At 42.0% G+C, this 15,941-nt stretch carries 12 protein-coding genes and 1 rRNA gene; 9 read left to right on the forward strand and 4 right to left on the reverse strand.

The window, feature by feature from the left end; genetic code table 11:
• Nucleotides 1-229: 229 nt before the first annotated feature.
• The 3 genes from RBATCC27255_RS05500 to RBATCC27255_RS05510 all read left to right on the forward strand — a co-directional run bounded on the left by RBATCC27255_RS05500 (nt 230) and on the right by RBATCC27255_RS05510 (nt 5,478).
• Nucleotides 230-3,059 (forward strand): 23S ribosomal RNA (locus RBATCC27255_RS05500).
• Between the two features lie 571 nt (nt 3,060-3,630).
• The gene (locus RBATCC27255_RS05505; RefSeq protein ID WP_101029091.1) at nt 3,631-4,872 is read left to right on the forward strand and encodes a TPM domain-containing protein; all 1,242 of its coding nucleotides are present in this window, start codon (nt 3,631-3,633) and stop codon (nt 4,870-4,872) included.
• Between the two features lie 18 nt (nt 4,873-4,890).
• Nucleotides 4,891-5,478 carry a hypothetical protein gene (locus RBATCC27255_RS05510; protein WP_101029092.1) on the forward strand — a complete coding sequence of 196 codons (588 nt, stop codon included), beginning with the start codon at nt 4,891-4,893 and terminating at the stop codon, nt 5,476-5,478.
• A 226-nt stretch (nt 5,479-5,704) separates the two neighbouring features.
• Here RBATCC27255_RS05510 and RBATCC27255_RS05515 read toward each other — a convergent pair whose 3' ends face one another.
• Together RBATCC27255_RS05515 and RBATCC27255_RS05520 are read right to left on the reverse strand one after the other, a co-directional pair.
• Entirely contained in the window at nt 5,705-5,914 is a 210-nt protein-coding gene (locus RBATCC27255_RS05515; protein WP_101029093.1) for a hypothetical protein, read from the reverse strand.
• Nucleotides 5,915-6,016: 102 nt separating this feature from the next.
• Entirely contained in the window at nt 6,017-6,745 is a 729-nt protein-coding gene (locus RBATCC27255_RS05520) for an HAD family hydrolase (RefSeq protein WP_101029094.1), read from the reverse strand.
• 149 nt (nt 6,746-6,894) lie between these two features.
• Here RBATCC27255_RS05520 and nth point away from each other — a divergent pair, with 149 nt between their 5' ends.
• Both nth and RBATCC27255_RS05530 read left to right on the forward strand, forming a co-directional pair.
• Nucleotides 6,895-7,521: an endonuclease III gene (gene nth, locus RBATCC27255_RS05525; protein WP_101029095.1), complete on the forward strand. Its 627-nt coding sequence runs from the start codon at nt 6,895-6,897 to the stop codon at nt 7,519-7,521.
• Nucleotides 7,522-7,534: 13 nt separating this feature from the next.
• Nucleotides 7,535-8,368 carry a Cof-type HAD-IIB family hydrolase gene (locus RBATCC27255_RS05530; RefSeq protein WP_101029096.1) on the forward strand — a complete coding sequence of 278 codons (834 nt, stop codon included), beginning with the start codon at nt 7,535-7,537 and terminating at the stop codon, nt 8,366-8,368.
• A gap of 178 nt (nt 8,369-8,546) precedes the next feature.
• Here RBATCC27255_RS05530 and RBATCC27255_RS05535 read toward each other — a convergent pair whose 3' ends face one another.
• Nucleotides 8,547-9,194: a hypothetical protein gene (locus tag RBATCC27255_RS05535; protein WP_101029097.1), complete on the reverse strand. Its 648-nt coding sequence runs from the start codon at nt 9,192-9,194 to the stop codon at nt 8,547-8,549.
• A gap of 415 nt (nt 9,195-9,609) precedes the next feature.
• On the opposite strand from RBATCC27255_RS05535, the gene mgtE reads away from it, so the two are divergent.
• On the forward strand, nt 9,610-10,977 hold the full coding sequence (gene mgtE / locus RBATCC27255_RS05540; protein WP_101029098.1) for a magnesium transporter: 1,368 nt from the start codon (nt 9,610-9,612) through the stop codon (nt 10,975-10,977).
• A gap of 189 nt (nt 10,978-11,166) precedes the next feature.
• On the opposite strand, the gene RBATCC27255_RS05545 is transcribed toward mgtE, so the two are convergent.
• The gene (locus RBATCC27255_RS05545; protein ID WP_169923269.1) at nt 11,167-12,894 is read right to left on the reverse strand and encodes a trypsin-like peptidase domain-containing protein; all 1,728 of its coding nucleotides are present in this window, start codon (nt 12,892-12,894) and stop codon (nt 11,167-11,169) included.
• A gap of 532 nt (nt 12,895-13,426) precedes the next feature.
• Here RBATCC27255_RS05545 and fba point away from each other — a divergent pair.
• From fba to RBATCC27255_RS05560, 3 genes are all read left to right on the forward strand, one after another.
• Complete coding sequence (gene fba / locus RBATCC27255_RS05550) at nt 13,427-14,293, forward strand: class II fructose-1,6-bisphosphate aldolase (RefSeq protein ID WP_101029101.1); 867 nt, start codon at nt 13,427-13,429, stop codon at nt 14,291-14,293.
• Nucleotides 14,294-14,563: 270 nt separating this feature from the next.
• Nucleotides 14,564-15,112: a biotin transporter BioY gene (locus RBATCC27255_RS05555; RefSeq protein ID WP_015523107.1), complete on the forward strand. Its 549-nt coding sequence runs from the start codon at nt 14,564-14,566 to the stop codon at nt 15,110-15,112.
• Between the two features lie 25 nt (nt 15,113-15,137).
• On the forward strand, nt 15,138-15,500 hold the full coding sequence (locus RBATCC27255_RS05560) for a DUF1284 domain-containing protein (protein ID WP_147337484.1): 363 nt from the start codon (nt 15,138-15,140) through the stop codon (nt 15,498-15,500).
• Nucleotides 15,501-15,941 lie beyond the last annotated feature (441 nt).

Here is a 15,941-nt window from a genome sequence, read left to right on the forward strand (position 1 = left end):
AAAGCACCTTGAAAACTGAATAAAGAAGCAGATAAAGCGAGAAAAGTATTAGTTATACAGGTAAACAAACTCAAATGATAATTTGAATGCGTAAACCATAGGTAAAAAATACTACAATTAAGCTTAAGGGTAATAAGAAGATTAGTTATAAATAAACTAAAGGCTTATTAAACTGCGAAAAGAGTAATTAACATTACAAGAAAAAGAAGAACCAAAGATATCTCATAATGGTCAAGCTACAAAGAGCACAAGGGGAATGCCTTGGCACCGAGAGCCGAAGAAGGACGTGACTAACTGCGATAAGCTGCGGGGAGCCGTAAGTGGGCTTTGATCCGCAGATTTCCGAATGGAGCAATCCGGCAAGAGGAAAGTCTTGTCATCATATACTGAATACATAGGTATATGAGGGGAACCGCCTGAACTGAAACATCTAAGTAGGGCGAGGAAGAGAAATCAACTGAGATTCCGTAAGTAGTGGCGAGCGAACGCGGAAGAGGCCAAACCGAGAGTAGTAATACTTTCGGGGTTCGGACAGAAAACGGTATTGTAAAGGTTTAGTGGAATGGAATGGGAAGTCCAACCGAAGAAGGTGAGAGTCCTGTACACGAAAAGCCTGAACAGCCATCTGTATCCAGAGTACCGCCGGACACGTGAAACCCGGTGGGAATACGGGGGGACCATCCTCCAAGCCTAAATACTACTCGGTGACCGATAGTGAAGAAGTACTGTGAAGGAAAGGTGAAAAGTACCCCTGACGGGGAGTGAAAAAGAACCTGAAACCTTGTGTTTACAAGCACCGAAAGCTCATCAAAGAGCGATCGGGTACCTTTTGTAGAATGGTCCGGCGAGTGAATGTAACCGGCGAGGTTAAGCACTTAAGGTGTGAAGCCGCAGCGAGAGCAAGTCTGAAAAGGGCGTATGAAGTCGGTTGTATTCGACCCGAAACCGGGTGACCTACCCATGGTCAGGTTGAAGTAAAGGTAAAACTTTATGGAGGACCGAACCGACTCCCGTTGAAATGGTAGCGGATGAACTGTGGGTAGCGGAGAAATTCCAATCGAACCCGGAGATAGCTGGTTCTCTCCGAAATAGCTTTAGGGCTAGCCTTGAAATAGATTACCGGAGGTAAAGCACTGAATTGGCTAGGGGCCGAGAGGTTACTGAACCTTATCAAACTAAGAATGCCGGATAATCGTTTTTCAGGAGTCAGACAGTGGGAGATAAGTTTCATTGTCAAAAGGGAAACAGCCCAGACCCACAGCTAAGGTCCCCAAGTATAGTTAAGTGGAAAAGGATGTGGAATTGCACAGACAACCAGGATGTTGGCTTAGAAGCAGCCACTCATTAAAAGAGTGCGTAATAGCTCACTGGTCGAGTGACTCTGCGCCGAAAATTTAACGGGGCTAAACTATACACCGAAGCTTGGGATACATCTAATGTATGGTAGGAGAGCGTTCTGTATGGGGAGAAGTCGTAGCGAAAGCGGCGGTGGACTATACAGAAGTGAGAATGCCGGAATAAGTAGCGAGAATTAAGTGAGAATCTTAATGGCCGAAAGTCTAAGGTTTTTGGAGGAAGGTTCGTCCGCTCCAAGTAAGTCGGGAGCTAAGGTCAGGCCGAAAGGCGTAGCCGATGCACATACGGTTGATATTCCGTAACCATCTGTAATTTAAGCAAAGGGACACTTCAAAAGGGTGTGACCCGGGCGTTGGTTGACCCGGGCGTAAGGGACCGAAATTAGAGTAGGGAAGCACACTTGGCTGAAGGCGAGAAAAGCTTTGCGTATAGAAGCAGATGCCCGTACCGCAAACCGACACAGGTGGACAGGAAGAGAATTCTAAGGCCAGCGGGAGAAGGGTAGTTAAGGAACTCGGCAAATTGACTCCGTAACTTCGGAATAAGGAGTGCTCGAAAGAGCCGCAGAGAATAGGCCCAGGCGACTGTTTAGCAAAAACACAGGTCTCTGCCAAATCGAAAGATGAAGTATAGGGGCTGACACCTGCCCGGTGCCGGAAGGTTAAGAGGAGGAGTGAGAGCTCCGAATTGAAGCCCCGGTAAACGGCGGCCGTAACTATAACGGTCCTAAGGTAGCGAAATTCCTTGTCGGGTAAGTTCCGACCCGCACGAATGGTGTAACGATCTGGGCACTGTCTCAACTACCCACCCGGCGAAATTGTAGTACCGGTGAAGATGCCGGTTACCTGCGGCAAGACGGAAAGACCCCATGGAGCTTTACTGTAGCCTGATATTGGGTTTCGGAAATCTATGTACAGGATAGGCGGGAGACTGGGAAACATGAGCGTCAGCTTGTGTGGAGTCGATGTTGGGATACCGCCCTTAGGTTTCTGGAATTCTAACCTGCGGCCGTGAAACCGGTCGGGGGACATTGTCAGGTGGGCAGTTTGACTGGGGCGGTCGCCTCCGAAAAGGTAACGGAGGCGCTCAAAGGTTAGCTCAGCACGGACGGAAACCGTGCCTCTGAGTGTAAACGCAAAAGCTAGCCTAACTGCGAGGGTGACGGCCCGAGCAGTAACGAAAGTTGGAGTTAGTGATCCGGCGGTATGTGAATGGAAATGCCGTCGCTCAACGGATAAAAGCTACCCTGGGGATAACAGGCTGATCTCCCCCAAGAGTCCACATCGACGGGGAGGTTTGGCACCTCGATGTCGGCTCATCACATCCTGGGGCTGTATTCGGTCCCAAGGGTTCGGCTGTTCGCCGATTAAAGTGGTACGCGAGCTGGGTTCAGAACGTCGCGAGACAGTTCGGTCCCTATCTGTCGTGGGCGCAGGATATTTGAGGAGCTCTGTCCTTAGTACGAGAGGACCGGGATGGACGTACCTCTGGTGCACCAGTTGTCATGCCAATGGCACGGCTGGGCAGCTATGTACGGAACGGATAAACGCTGAAAGCATCTAAGCGTGAAGCCGACTCCAAGATTAGATATCCCATCGTATAACGAGTAAGACCCCTTGAAGACTACGAGGTTGATAGGCTGCGTGTGTAAGTGCCGTGAGGCATTCAGCTTGGCAGTACTAATAGGTCGAGGGCTTGACCACAAGATTTCTTTGGTCAGCTGTGTAGTATATACTTTAACCCGATTGGTCATTCCAATATGAATTTAACTAATATCTCCTTAATCTTCTTTCCTTTATTCAGTTTTCAGGGTGTTTACCCTTTTATATACACCGAGTAATCGGTGGTTCATTTGAACTTTCAGCACCACATAATGTGGTGCTTTTTTGTTGCATTTTTTTAATTAATCCGACTGATAAAAATACATTATTGATAATAATACTCCTCTTGCTAAAAACGCTTATGATAATGCGTGCAAAGATCACAGCTATATAAAATAATTTGTTCCTATTAAAATTGAAAAAATAAAATCGGCGGAAGCAGTGTGAAAAAAGATTGCTTTCGCCGATTTGAGTTACGATACTTGTTAAACAAAATTATTGATATATTTATTTTGTGTTATATCACTAATAGCAGATGTATTGACTTTTTATTTTAAAGAAGATACAATGAAACTAACCGAAAAATCGTTTAATGATGCACTTTAATACAATTATAATTGTGGCAGTTTAAAAGTTTGTTAAAGACGATTGTTGAAAAGTCAGGAGAAATAAAATGAGGAAAAACAAGATAGAAATAAAAATAATAAGTATTGTATTGCTTATGTTGACGATACTATTAACAGTATCTTTCAATGTGTCCGCACTTGTGCTTTTTAATGTTAGAGATAATGCGGATATTTTTAGTATTCAGGAGGAGTCTAACTTAACAGACAAATTACGCAACTTTAGCTATAAATCTAATTGGGTGGCTGTTATATATACAAATAACGAAGGAAAAAACGAAGATAATATAAAAGATTTTGCAAACAATTTTTACGCAGAAAATTACGGTAAGGATAGAGCGGGTTTCGTTTTTACTGTGGACATGAAAGGAAAATGTTTTGATTTTCGTACAAAAGGTTCTGCAATGTATTATTTTGACGATAATAGCATTGACAAATTGCTTGATGAAGTTGAAAAGTTAATGAAAAATGGTGAGTACTATGAAGCCTCAGATTATCTTATTGATTATGTAGATGATTGCTATAAGCAAGGTATGCCTGAAAATGTCACTTATAATAATGTGGATTTAGAAGAAGATACAATGCCCACGAGGGATTATACAATTAAACCTGATAAAGGACAATTCACAAATCCTGTAAAATACATTGGCAAATCACTGGATGACATAACTCAAATATTTGGCGATGATTATGCTGAAATTGATGAACAAGATTCGGGTCTTACAAAGTTTATTTGTTATCCACGAACAGGTAATCCACTGCAATTTGGAATTGATTATAATACGAATGCTGTATCGTGTATTTATGTGTATTCATCTGATGAAATGACTGTTACATTGTTTGATGATATAACGAATAATTCAACTCTTTCGAATATAGAAAATTCAAATTCTCTCTATTCATACACTAAAAGAGTTTATTTTAATGCTCTTGATAATCGTACAGAGCAGGAGATTACATATAAAACTAATGACGGGATAGAATATGTTTTTACATGGACTGACTCTGATTTTGATAATGACCCGTGTTATCGTATTTTAATTCATCAAGGTGAAGTTCCTAATACTAAAGTTACACAGATTACAACTACAACTCCCAAAACTGAACCCGTTACTACAGAACCGTCAACCTCAGTTTCTATTATTGAAACCACTACAAGTGAAGGTGACAAGCCAAATACAGATAATGGATTTTTACAAACGGGTGTGATTCAGACTGCTTCGGTTGTGATTCTTGTAATTGTAGCTGTTGTATTTGCTGTGTTCTTTTGGTATAAGAAAAAAATAAATTAAAATTAACGGAGGGTTATTATGAAATTAAAATCTATGTTTATTTCTTCTATGATTGCAATGCTTGGCATTGTTTGTGTAGGATGTTCATCTCAACAAACAATTGATAATGCGGAAACAACCGTTTCGCCTGTTACACAAGCTGATACCGAAGTCACAATACCGTCATCAGCACCGGAGCAGACTACGGAACAATATACTACTTCTGTTTCAACTGAACCGCTGACAACTCGAAGAGTTGATTTGAATAAGTATGTTGGTTTATATTCATATAATCCAAATAATGAAGGGGATACAGGCAGTATTAAAGTTGGAATTTTGTCCATTGATGAAAATCAAGCTGAAATTGAAGTGATGAAGTCAAGTCCCAACTACGCCCACCTTGCAGGCGGTATATTTACAGGCATAATAACCGATGAAAACAGAATTGATTTTACTATGACAGACAGCTTTAGCAATGTATGTAGCGGGTATATATTGCTTTATGATGATAGCATTTATATGAAAAGCGATATTGTTGAGAAATCAGAGCCGTATATGTATGGTATGATAATCGACAATACAATTGAGAAAATTTCGGATAGCGTTTCAAAAAATGATTTTATTTAAAAATTTGGCGGAAGCAGTGTGAAAAATATTGCTTCCGCCGATGTGTTTAGATGATTGTAGTGTTGAAATGATTTTACAATCGATTCGATTGGTAGCCTTGCGACTATATTTCAGACGGAAATTCACTGAACTCCGCTACAGATTATGCACAACATTCATTATATCAAACTGTTGCGACACGCTGCATAACGAGTAGTTAAGATGAGATGATAACTTACCTCGGGTGTTAGGGTTGTTCCTTATCCTTACCATCTTCACGAACATGTGGCGGTGACACACCGGTTATATATGGATAGAGTTCTTCGTATGAATCAGCCTGTTCTTCGTTTTGTACAGCCGTTGGAATAAGCCCTGTACAATCCTGATTTGAACAGGTGTTAAGCTCTAAATCACTTGGTGTTAAAATCTTTTTGTAATCGAGTACTTTGCGTTTCATCTGCACACTTCCTTTGTTATAGTGTGCATAACTACAGATAAAATATACACTATTTATGCTAAAAACTGCACCCGTAAAATCAGGTGCAGTTGAATTCTTTTATTACTTTACAATAAGTTTCTTGATTTTGTACACATCGCCGTCCATAACCTTATATGTACTGCGGAGTTCGCCGTCAATCTCGGGGGAAATGCTCTGGTGAATGTACAGACTGTCGATACCGAAATCAGCCGCACCGCCGATATCGCTGATATAGTCGTTGCCAATCATAATTGACTCGCTCTTTTCAAGTCCGTAACGGTCAAAAAGTGTTTTGAAATATTTTTTGTCAGGCTTAGAACATTCTTCGTCAGAGCTGATGCAAATGCCGTCAAAATATTTTGTCAGATCAAACATATTCAGCTCATTTTCTGTGAATGAACGCTGTGCGTTTGAGAGAAGATAAATCTTTTTGCCTTTTGCCTTGAGAGTGTCAAGAAGATCAAGTACACCGTCATAAAGCTTGATGTACTTTGTTGAGTAGCAACGGAATGCCTCGGCAATAAAAAGTACCTCGGCTTTTGTAACCTTAACACCTTTCTGCGTGAAAAGCTTTCGGAAAACCTTTTCAATTTTAATGTCAACAACTTTTGTATCGGGAGACTTTTTGAGAACAGCCTCTTTTTCAGCCTGAACAAGTCTGTCATACTCCTCGTTAAGCTCGTCATAGGTGTAGTGTGCACCCTTGTAGGCATAGAGAATGGCAATTTTCTTCCACAAATCATCGTTCCATTCATCTGTATTAATGTCGATAAGAGTGCCGTATAAGTCAAAAATGTAATTATTGTACATTTTTTGTCCTCCGAAATAAATTTCTAACTTTTATGCATCTATTGTATCAGTTTTTTATCCTGATTGCAATAGCAGAATTTTTGTGTTATACTGAAGAAAACAGTATTTAATCGCATTTTTTGCATTTTTTAAAATTACGGGGTGAATTTATGACTAAAAAAGAAATTGCCGTGAACGCTGTTCATGCCTTGAAAAAAGAATATCCCGACGCAATATGTTCGCTTGTCTACACAGATCCGTTGCAGCTGCTCATTGCAACAAGGCTTGCCGCTCAATGTACGGACGCAAGGGTTAATATGGTCACTCCTTCGTTGTTTGACAGGTTCAAAACTGCTCAGGATTTTGCCGACTCAACTCCCGAAGAAGTTGCTGAGTATATAAAAAGCTGCGGACTTTATAAGACTAAATCAAAAGATATTGTTGAAATGGCAAGAATGCTTTGTGACGATTTCGGCGGTGTTGTTCCCGATAATATTGACGATTTGACAAAACTCCCGGGAATCGGCAGAAAGACCGCAAATCTTGTGTGCGGTGACATTTTCGGTCAGCCTGCGGTTGTGGTTGATACACATTGCATACGCATTACAAGAAGGCTCGGACTTCACGATTTAAAAGATCAGAAAAAGATTGAATTTGCATTGAGGGAGCTTTTGCCGCCCGATGAAAGCAACGATTTTTGTCACCGACTTGTTCTGCACGGCAGAGCAGTCTGCACCGCAAGAAAGGCAAAATGTGAAGAATGCTGTATGAACGGATTTTGCCCGAAAAAAATCTGACAGAGGGATTTGTATGGATAAGATGAAAGATATTAAGCTGATTGCACTTGACCTTGACGGCACAACTCTTGCCGACAGCGACACCTTGAGCAACAGAACGAAAACTGCCATTGAATCTGCGATCAAAAGCGGAATAACCGTTGTTGCGGCAAGCGGCAGACCGTTCGTTATGATGCCCGACAGCGTGATGAACATTGTCGGTCTGGACTATGCGATTACCTCGAACGGTGCTGTAATAAGCAAGTGCGGTAAAACGGTTCACCGTTCGCTGATTTTACCCGATGATGTGTTGAAAATTCTCGGTGCTGTGCGTAATGACGATGTTATTCTTGAGGGATTTATTGACGGATTTACATATGCCGATGTCAGATATGTGCATAGACCGCTTGACTACGGCTGTGAGCCTGAATATTTTGAGTACACCCGTTCATGCCACGGCAAAATTGTCGATATGAGAAGCTTTTTGAGCAGGCATAGAAATGAGCTTGACCTCATCAGCATTATAAGTACGGACGAAAAGCTTCGCAACAGGCTGTGGAGCAGTATCGAAAAGGCTTGCAGCAGCGTTGAAATTACGACTTCAACCGACCATTTTGTTGAGATTATGTCGGCAGAGGCCTCAAAGGCGAAGGCACTCCTGCGTTTGTGTGACTTTTTGAATATCGGCATGGAAAATGTCTGCGCCTGCGGAAATGCCGATAACGATGCCAATATGATTGCCGAGTCGGGACTCGGTGCTGCTGTTGAGAACGCAAGTCAAAAGTGCCTTGACCGTGCAGACATCGTGATTCCGTCAAATAATAACGACGGTGTTGCACAATTGATTGAGAAAATTCTTAAAAATTGATTGTAATAATGCGGCGGTAATTTCATATATAAAAAACAGTCGGGAAGACAATGCTTTGCATTTCGCAAATTGTCTTCCCGACTTTAATTTTACATTTTTAGTTATAGAGTTCCGCTCGGGCATTTTATTTTCGCCCTTATAAATACTATCTGCACGAACTGGGAACGGCGGCTCGCCGTTAGTGTCTGTATTCGTTGAGAATATCGTCAATTTCGCTCTCGCTTGAGTCCTGCTTTCTGTCAATGCCGGAAAGGTACTTATCGTAGTCAAAATCATCGTCAATGTCCTTGACTGTTTCCTGTTGTACAGGTGCGGCTCTGCGTGCAGGCTTTGACGGTCTGCGCTCCTGTCTGTGGGGATTTTTTTCGGTTTTTCTGCTTGATTTTGTCATAGTTTCAAGCTCTTGCTTCTCACGGCGTCTTGCTTCAAGAAGCATTTCTTCTGTTTCCTGTTGTTCAGCCTTTTCTTTCTGACGGCGTTTGTCGCCGAAGGCAAGATCACCGAGAAAAAGACCGAAGATACCTGAAACAAGGTAAACAACAAGAAGAATAAGATTAGTTGAAAGTGTGCCTGAAGAAAATCCGCCGTTGTAAATCAACATACTCGGCAGATAGATGATGGGCGCGATGAGCGCAAAGAGAAAGTCAAGGCCATGCTTTGAGCAATAATGGGCAGCACAGCCGATTGCTGTAAGCGGAAATATACAATCATAAGCAACAGGTGAGAATTTCTGCATTGCTGCAGGAATGAAAATAAGCGGCAAAAGCATATAAACAACAAAAACTATTACCACATAGGGAACATATTTTTTTATCATATCTGACATAATGGGCAAACTCCTATCATTTGTTTTTATTACAGTACCAATTATACATTGATAGCGCGCAAAATGCAAGGAATATTAAATAATGCGATTAAAAAGCTGATTGTAATGTGTCTGTAAAATATTTGAAAAGTGCATTTTTAATGTGTAAATCCGTTGACATAGCACACAAAAAAGAATAAAATAGATATATATGGGCTTTGCCCGAATTTTATGCAAATGAGGTGAAAACTTAATGGACGCAGACGGTAATAAAGGCGCTGTACCCGGGCGAAGTTGCAACAGAATGTGCGCTTGTGCGTTCATTTTGTTTTATTGATTTTGCTTTGTATTTTTATTTTGATTTGAATTGATTTAATTTAATACTTAGGGTGACACCGTCTTTACTTCCAATTGAATTAAAAAGGAGGAAAAGATGATGGAACAGGTTAATGTAACCCTTACCGAAACTATCAAGGTGCTGCTTGATGACAAAAAGTTCAGTACCTTGCGTGATATTCTGGTTACGATGAAACCGTACGATATTGCGGCGATTTTTGAAAACCTACAGGATGAAAAAATGCCGATTCTGTTTCGTATTCTGCCAAAAGAACTTGCGGCGGAAACCTTTGTCGAAATGGATGACGAAACTCAGGAATTTCTTATCCACGGCTTCAGCGACAGCGAACTGAAAGAGGTTGTCGATGAGTTATTTGTCGATGACGCCGTTGACCTTATTGAGGAAATGCCTGCCAATGTTGTAAAGCGTATTTTAAGACAGGCCGACAAGGATATGAGAAAGCAGATTAACGAGCTTTTGAAATATCCCGAGGACAGCGCAGGCTCGATTATGACAACCGAGTTTATTGTGCTTCGTCCCGATATGACGGCTGAAATGGCTATTAAAAGAATCAGAAGAACAGGTGTTGACAAGGAAACAATCTACACCTGCTATGTAACCGATGCCAACAACAAGCTTATCGGTATTACCACCGTAAAAGACCTTTTGCTTGCCGAGGATGACGAGCTTGTAAAGTCGATTATGGAGGAAAATGTTATTTCGGTAACTACTCTTGCCGATCAGGAGCAGGTTGCCCAGATGTTCTCAAACTATAACTTCCTTGCACTTCCCGTTGTTGACAACGAAAACCGACTTGTCGGTATCGTAACAATTGATGATGCTATTGATGTCATTCAGGAAGAGGCTACCGAGGATATTGAAAAGATGGCAGCCGTATTGCCGTCTGACAAACCGTATATGAAAACAAGCATTTTCGGTCTGTACAAAAAGAGAGTGCCGTGGCTGCTCATACTTATGCTTTCGGCAACCTTTACAAGTGCGATTATCTCATCATTTGAGGCTGTGCTTGCAAATGTGCTGATTCTCTCATCGTTTATCCCGATGATTACGGGTTCGGGCGGTAACGCAGGTTCTCAGTCGTCGGTTTCCGTAATCCGTGCGTTGTCGCTCGGCGAAATTCAGTTCAAAAGCATTTTTCTTGTGTTGTGGAAAGAATTCAGGGTGTCAATCCTCTGCGGTATTACGCTTGCGGCGGCAAACTTTGTAAAGCTGCTTTTGTTTGACCTCCACGGTCAGGAAAACGCGTTTATGATTGCCCTTGTAATTTCGCTTACGCTTGTCGGCACAATTATTATGGCAAAGCTTGTCGGCAGCAGCTTGCCTCTTTTGGCAAGCAAGGTCGGCTTTGACCCTGCCGTTATGGCGAATCCGCTTATTTCAACAGTCTGTGACTCGCTTTCGCTGCTTATCTATTTTGGCGTTGCAAAGCTGATTTTGCATCTGTGATTTTTTTAAATTGAAAGTTGAAAATGGAAAATTGAAAATTGTGGTCGGGAAGACAGTTTGCAAAATGCAAAACATTGTTTCCCGACCGTTTTAGTTTATATGAAATTAACTGTTTAATTTTCAATTAGCATAAAGGGCAGTCACATTGTCGTGACTGCCCTCTTGCTTTTGGTGATATTCTTATTAAAATTACTTATCTTCCTGAAGTGTGATTTCAACCTCACCGTTGCCCGATGATGAGCTGTAATATTTAACCTTGATTTTGTCTCCCGGCTTGTGGGTTTCAAGAATTGCGTAAACATCTGCAAAGCTTGTAATTGTTTCGCCGTCAACCTCTGTGATGATATCGCCTTCTTCAAGGCTTGTGCCGTCACACGGACCGCCCGAAACAATGCTTTGAACATAAATGCCCTGCGGAATGTTGTAATTTGATGCCTGCTCCGATGTTACCGCAATGCCCGAAATGCCGATTTTTACTCTGCCTTCGACATAGCCGTTCTTTACAAGTGTGTCAACAATGTTTTTTACTGTCTGTGACGGAATTGCAAAGCCCATGCCCTCGTATGTTTCGGAAACAATCTTTGAGGTTGTAATTCCGACAACCTGACCGTAGTAGTTTACAAGCGGACCGCCCGAGTTGCCGGGATTGATTGCGGCATCGGTCTGAATGTACTTTGTAAGGCTTGATGTTGAAAGCTTTCTGTCAAGCGCCGAAATAACGCCCTTTGTTGTTGTGTTCTGATAGTCAAGACCGCCGGGGTTACCGACCACGATAATGTCCTGACCGACTTCAAGCTGTGACGAATCACCGAATGTTGCAGGAGTAAGTCCCTTTGCATCGTCCATTTTGAGAACTGCAATGTCGGTTCTTGAATCGTAGCCAACAACACCTGCCTTGTATACCTTGCCGTCAGATGTTACAACTCTGATTGCATAGGCTGTTTTGCTGTTGCCGATTACATGAGCGTTTGTAATAACATAGCCGTCCTGTGAGAAGATGATTCCGCTTCCCTGTGAAGATGCGGTTGTTGTGTCAGCCTGATCGGGAACATCGTCCGAGTAACAAAGAATGCCGACTACCGAGTCCGAAACCTCTTCGGTTGCCTTTGCGGCTGTGTAACTGCCGTTTGTTTTTGCGTCCTTTGGATTGCTTTCAAGCTTCATACCCGAATAGCTTTTGTTAGTTTTGTCGCTGTAATCCGATTCATCGTGAGTTTTGCCCTGTGATGAGGTGTTAGGAAGGGTTTCAAACGGTGTTGTGCTGTCTTCGTTCGGAAGTCTGAACGAATTGCCCGAATCGCTTCGGTCGCTGTTTGAATCTTCTTTTATGCCAACCGAAAATCCGTATACCATCATACCGATAAAACCGATTGCAAGAAGCGAACAGAGAACGATAATCAATGCAACTATTCCGCCATTTGTTTTCTTTTGTGGGTACTGTGCGTACATCTGCGGATTGTACTGCGAATTATATTGATTATATGTACCGTTGTTGCCGTAAGGCGGCTGTCCGTACATGTTTTGCTGATACGGCGGTACATTCTGATTGTATCCTGTGTTGTTTTGATACTGTCCGTACTGCTGACTGTTCTGATTATACTGCTGATTCTGTCCGCTGTAGGGATACTGACCGTAACCGTACTGCCACGGCTGAGTAGAGGGATTTTGATTCTGCGGCGGAACATTTTCGTTCTGATTTGCATTGCCGGACATATTCGGTGTGTTGTTGCCGAAAGCATTACTATTGTACTGTGTGCTGCTTTGAGGCGGAACATTTTGAACCTGCTCCGTATGTGTTTCGGGTTCGGAAACGGGACTTGTCTGTTCCGTGTTCATACTATTGTTTTGTACGGGCTTTTCGGTGAACGGCTTCTGCGGTTCAAACCCTCCCATATTGTTGTTGTCAAAATTGTCCATAAAAGTTACTCCTACATTTATTTGTTGCCGTGGGGTACAAACTGCGTTTGTCCTTAAGTAATGAAACAAAATTTTTTGCAAGCAAATTGCCGAAATAAACAAATATTTCGTAGGGGCGGATATCATCCGCCAGTCACTATATCGGTTGTTTTGTTATATTTATAAAACTTTGTTTGCAATAAAATATCTGTCATTACTTGCGGTCGCAAGACTACCTCTACGGGATAGTTTACAAAAAATATTATCATACAACGCTTGACCAAAATCAAGTATCGTAATTTACAGTTATATTATACCTTTTCATAAAATGAAAATCAACCTTGTTGTGTTACGGAAGTGTGAGTTTATTTTGAAAGTTTAGTGATAATTGACTAAAACAGGACAAAATGAAGATTTTTTCGACTAATTGTTAAAATTTTCACTAAATCTTCTTTTTAGGTCTTTATATTTTCAAAAATATATTGTATAATAAACTTAAATCGGCAGGTGGGGACGCTTGTCTGCTGAAATTTTTTACAAAAGGAAGATTAAAATGCCATTAGTAAACGCTAAAGAAATGCTTACAAAAGCAAAGGCAGGCCACTATGCAGTAGGTCAGTTCAACATCAACAACCTTGAATGGACAAAATCAATTCTTTTAACAGCACAGGAACTCAACTCACCTGTTATCCTCGGTGTATCTGAGGGTGCCGGTAAATATATGTGCGGCTACAAAACAGTCGTTGGTATGGTAAACGGTATGCTCGAGGAACTCAACATCACAGTTCCTGTTGCTCTCCACCTTGACCACGGTTCATACGAAGGTGCTAAGAAGTGCATCGAAGCCGGTTTCAGCTCAATCATGTTCGACGGTTCACACTATCCGATCGAAGAAAACATTGAAAAAACAAAGGAACTCGTTGCAACTTGTAACAAGCTCGGTCTTTCACTTGAGGCTGAGGTTGGTGCAATCGGCGGCGAGGAAGACGGCGTAATCGGCATGGGCGAATGCGCAGATCCTAAGGAATGCAAAATGGTTGCAGACCTCGGCGTAACAATGCTCGCAGCAGGTATCGGTAACATTCACGGTAAGTATCCTGCAAACTGGAAGGGCCTCAGCTTTGAAACTCTTGACGCTATCCAGCAGCTTACAGGCGAGATGCCGCTCGTTCTCCACGGCGGTACAGGTATCCCTGCTGATATGATCAAGAAGGCTATCTCACTCGGCGTTTCAAAGATCAATGTTAACACAGAGTGCCAGCTTGCATTTGCAGCAGCTACAAGAAAGTACATTGAAGAGGGCAAGGATCTCGAAGGCAAGGGCTTCGATCCAAGAAAGCTCCTCGCTCCCGGTGCAGAGGCTATCAAGGCTACTGTTAAGGAAAAGATGGAACTCTTCGGTTCGGTTAACAAGGCTTAATTGTAAGCACGCAAACTTAATCTTTACAAAAATTTCAGGGACAGCAAAACGCTGTCCCTGTTTTTATGTTATGTTCGGTCAACTCGGTTGCATTATAAGACGGTTGTAAAGTCAATTGCTACATCAAAACGGATTGTAATTGTCACTTTAAAATATAAATTGGGTTGACAAATGCGATAATCGGTACTATAATAATTGTCAACTGATAAAATAATTTGGTTGACAATCTGCAAAACAAAAGAAGCGGTTTTGCAAAGGAGAGGTAATTTTATGACAGAAGCAAAAACAAACAGTAAATCAAAAAGTAATGTATTAAGCCTTGTGTATATGGCGATGTTCGTCGCAATCATCACAGTGTGCGCACAGATTCAGATTCCGATGACAGTTCCGTTCACACTTCAGACTCTCGGTATCTTTATGGCGGCGGCTATGCTCGGTTGGAAAAGAGGACTCATCAGCGTTGCGGTTTATGTTCTCCTCGGTGCAATCGGTGTTCCCGTGTTTGCAGGATTCTCAGGCGGAATCGGCGTTCTCGGCGGTCCGACAGGCGGTTATATCATCGGTTTCCTCTTTACGGCGCTTATCGTTGGACTTATGACTGATTTTCTCGGCAGAAAGCTTTGGGTGCTTGCGGTTTCAATGGTTGCAGGCCTTGCAGTATGCTACCTTTTCGGCACAATCTGGTTTATGATTGCAATGCATACAGACTTTGTTGCCGCACTTCTCACCTGCGTTGTTCCGTTCCTTCTTGCAGATGCTGCAAAGATTGTTGTTGCAACAGTTTTGGTGAATCGTCTTGACAAAATCGTTAAGCTTTAAGTTCAGACCGCATCACAGCCTTTGTGTGCAGTTTTTTGAAGGCAAGGGTTACAGCGATGAATTTGTCTGCGGAATGGCAAAAATAGTGTCGGTTCTTGAAAATAACAACGCAAACCTTACGCTTACGGGCGGTTGTGACGAAATTTGTTCATCGTGTCCGAACCGTGACAACGGCAGCTGCGATGTTACTGGCAAGGCGTCATGCTATGACAAAAGATGTCTTGATTTACTCGGAATGAAAATCGGCGATACTGCCGATTGGAAAGAGCTTTCGAGAATTGCAAGGGAAAATATAATTTTAAAAGACAGGCTTTCGCAGGTGTGCGGCGACTGCAAATGGTCGCATATATGCCGTGATAAAGCCGATAAAATGAAAAGTCTTCATTAATCCTCATAGATATATCATGATAAAAGACCTCTCGATTTTCGAGAGGTCTTTTGTTTACGGCGAGCCGCCGTTCCCTGTTTGTGCAGACAGTTTGTATATTTTAAAACATATTTTGCCCGAGCAAATATTTGTAATTGTCTTTGCAATTTGTGTTGTAGGGGCGTTCATCGGACGCCCGCAAGCAATGGCAGAAATATTGTGATCGAAATAAATTATATGAATGAAACAGAGTTATCGAAATAACGCAGCGGCGAACCGTGTTCGCCGCTACATTAGAATACACGATTTTTATCACATCAAAACATATATGTTTAAACAAAACCATTCATCAAGCGGGCGTCCAATGAACGCCCCTACAGGTTGGTACAGACAATAACAATTTTACGCTCGGGCATTTTTAGTTTTCTATTGTACAAACTATCTTCACGAATTGGCTGTCGA

Source organism: Ruminococcus bromii (assembly GCF_002834225.1).
GTDB lineage: Bacteria > Bacillota > Clostridia > Oscillospirales > Acutalibacteraceae > Ruminococcoides > Ruminococcoides bromii.

Excerpts from the sequence above, each read along its gene's own strand:
- RBATCC27255_RS05505 (WP_101029091.1), top strand. The coding sequence starts at position 3,631 with ATGAGGAAAAACAAGATAGAAATAAAAATAATAAGTATTGTATTGCTT.
- RBATCC27255_RS05510 (WP_101029092.1), top strand. The coding sequence starts at position 4,891 with ATGAAATTAAAATCTATGTTTATTTCTTCTATGATTGCAATGCTTGGC.
- RBATCC27255_RS05515 (WP_101029093.1), bottom strand. The coding sequence starts at position 5,914 with ATGAAACGCAAAGTACTCGATTACAAAAAGATTTTAACACCAAGTGAT.
- RBATCC27255_RS05520 (WP_101029094.1), bottom strand. The coding sequence starts at position 6,745 with ATGTACAATAATTACATTTTTGACTTATACGGCACTCTTATCGACATT.
- nth (WP_101029095.1), top strand. The coding sequence starts at position 6,895 with ATGACTAAAAAAGAAATTGCCGTGAACGCTGTTCATGCCTTGAAAAAA.
- RBATCC27255_RS05530 (WP_101029096.1), top strand. The coding sequence starts at position 7,535 with ATGGATAAGATGAAAGATATTAAGCTGATTGCACTTGACCTTGACGGC.
- RBATCC27255_RS05535 (WP_101029097.1), bottom strand. The coding sequence starts at position 9,194 with ATGTCAGATATGATAAAAAAATATGTTCCCTATGTGGTAATAGTTTTT.
- mgtE (WP_101029098.1), top strand. The coding sequence starts at position 9,610 with ATGGAACAGGTTAATGTAACCCTTACCGAAACTATCAAGGTGCTGCTT.
- RBATCC27255_RS05545 (WP_169923269.1), bottom strand. The coding sequence starts at position 12,894 with ATGGACAATTTTGACAACAACAATATGGGAGGGTTTGAACCGCAGAAG.
- fba (WP_101029101.1), top strand. The coding sequence starts at position 13,427 with ATGCCATTAGTAAACGCTAAAGAAATGCTTACAAAAGCAAAGGCAGGC.
- RBATCC27255_RS05555 (WP_015523107.1), top strand. The coding sequence starts at position 14,564 with ATGACAGAAGCAAAAACAAACAGTAAATCAAAAAGTAATGTATTAAGC.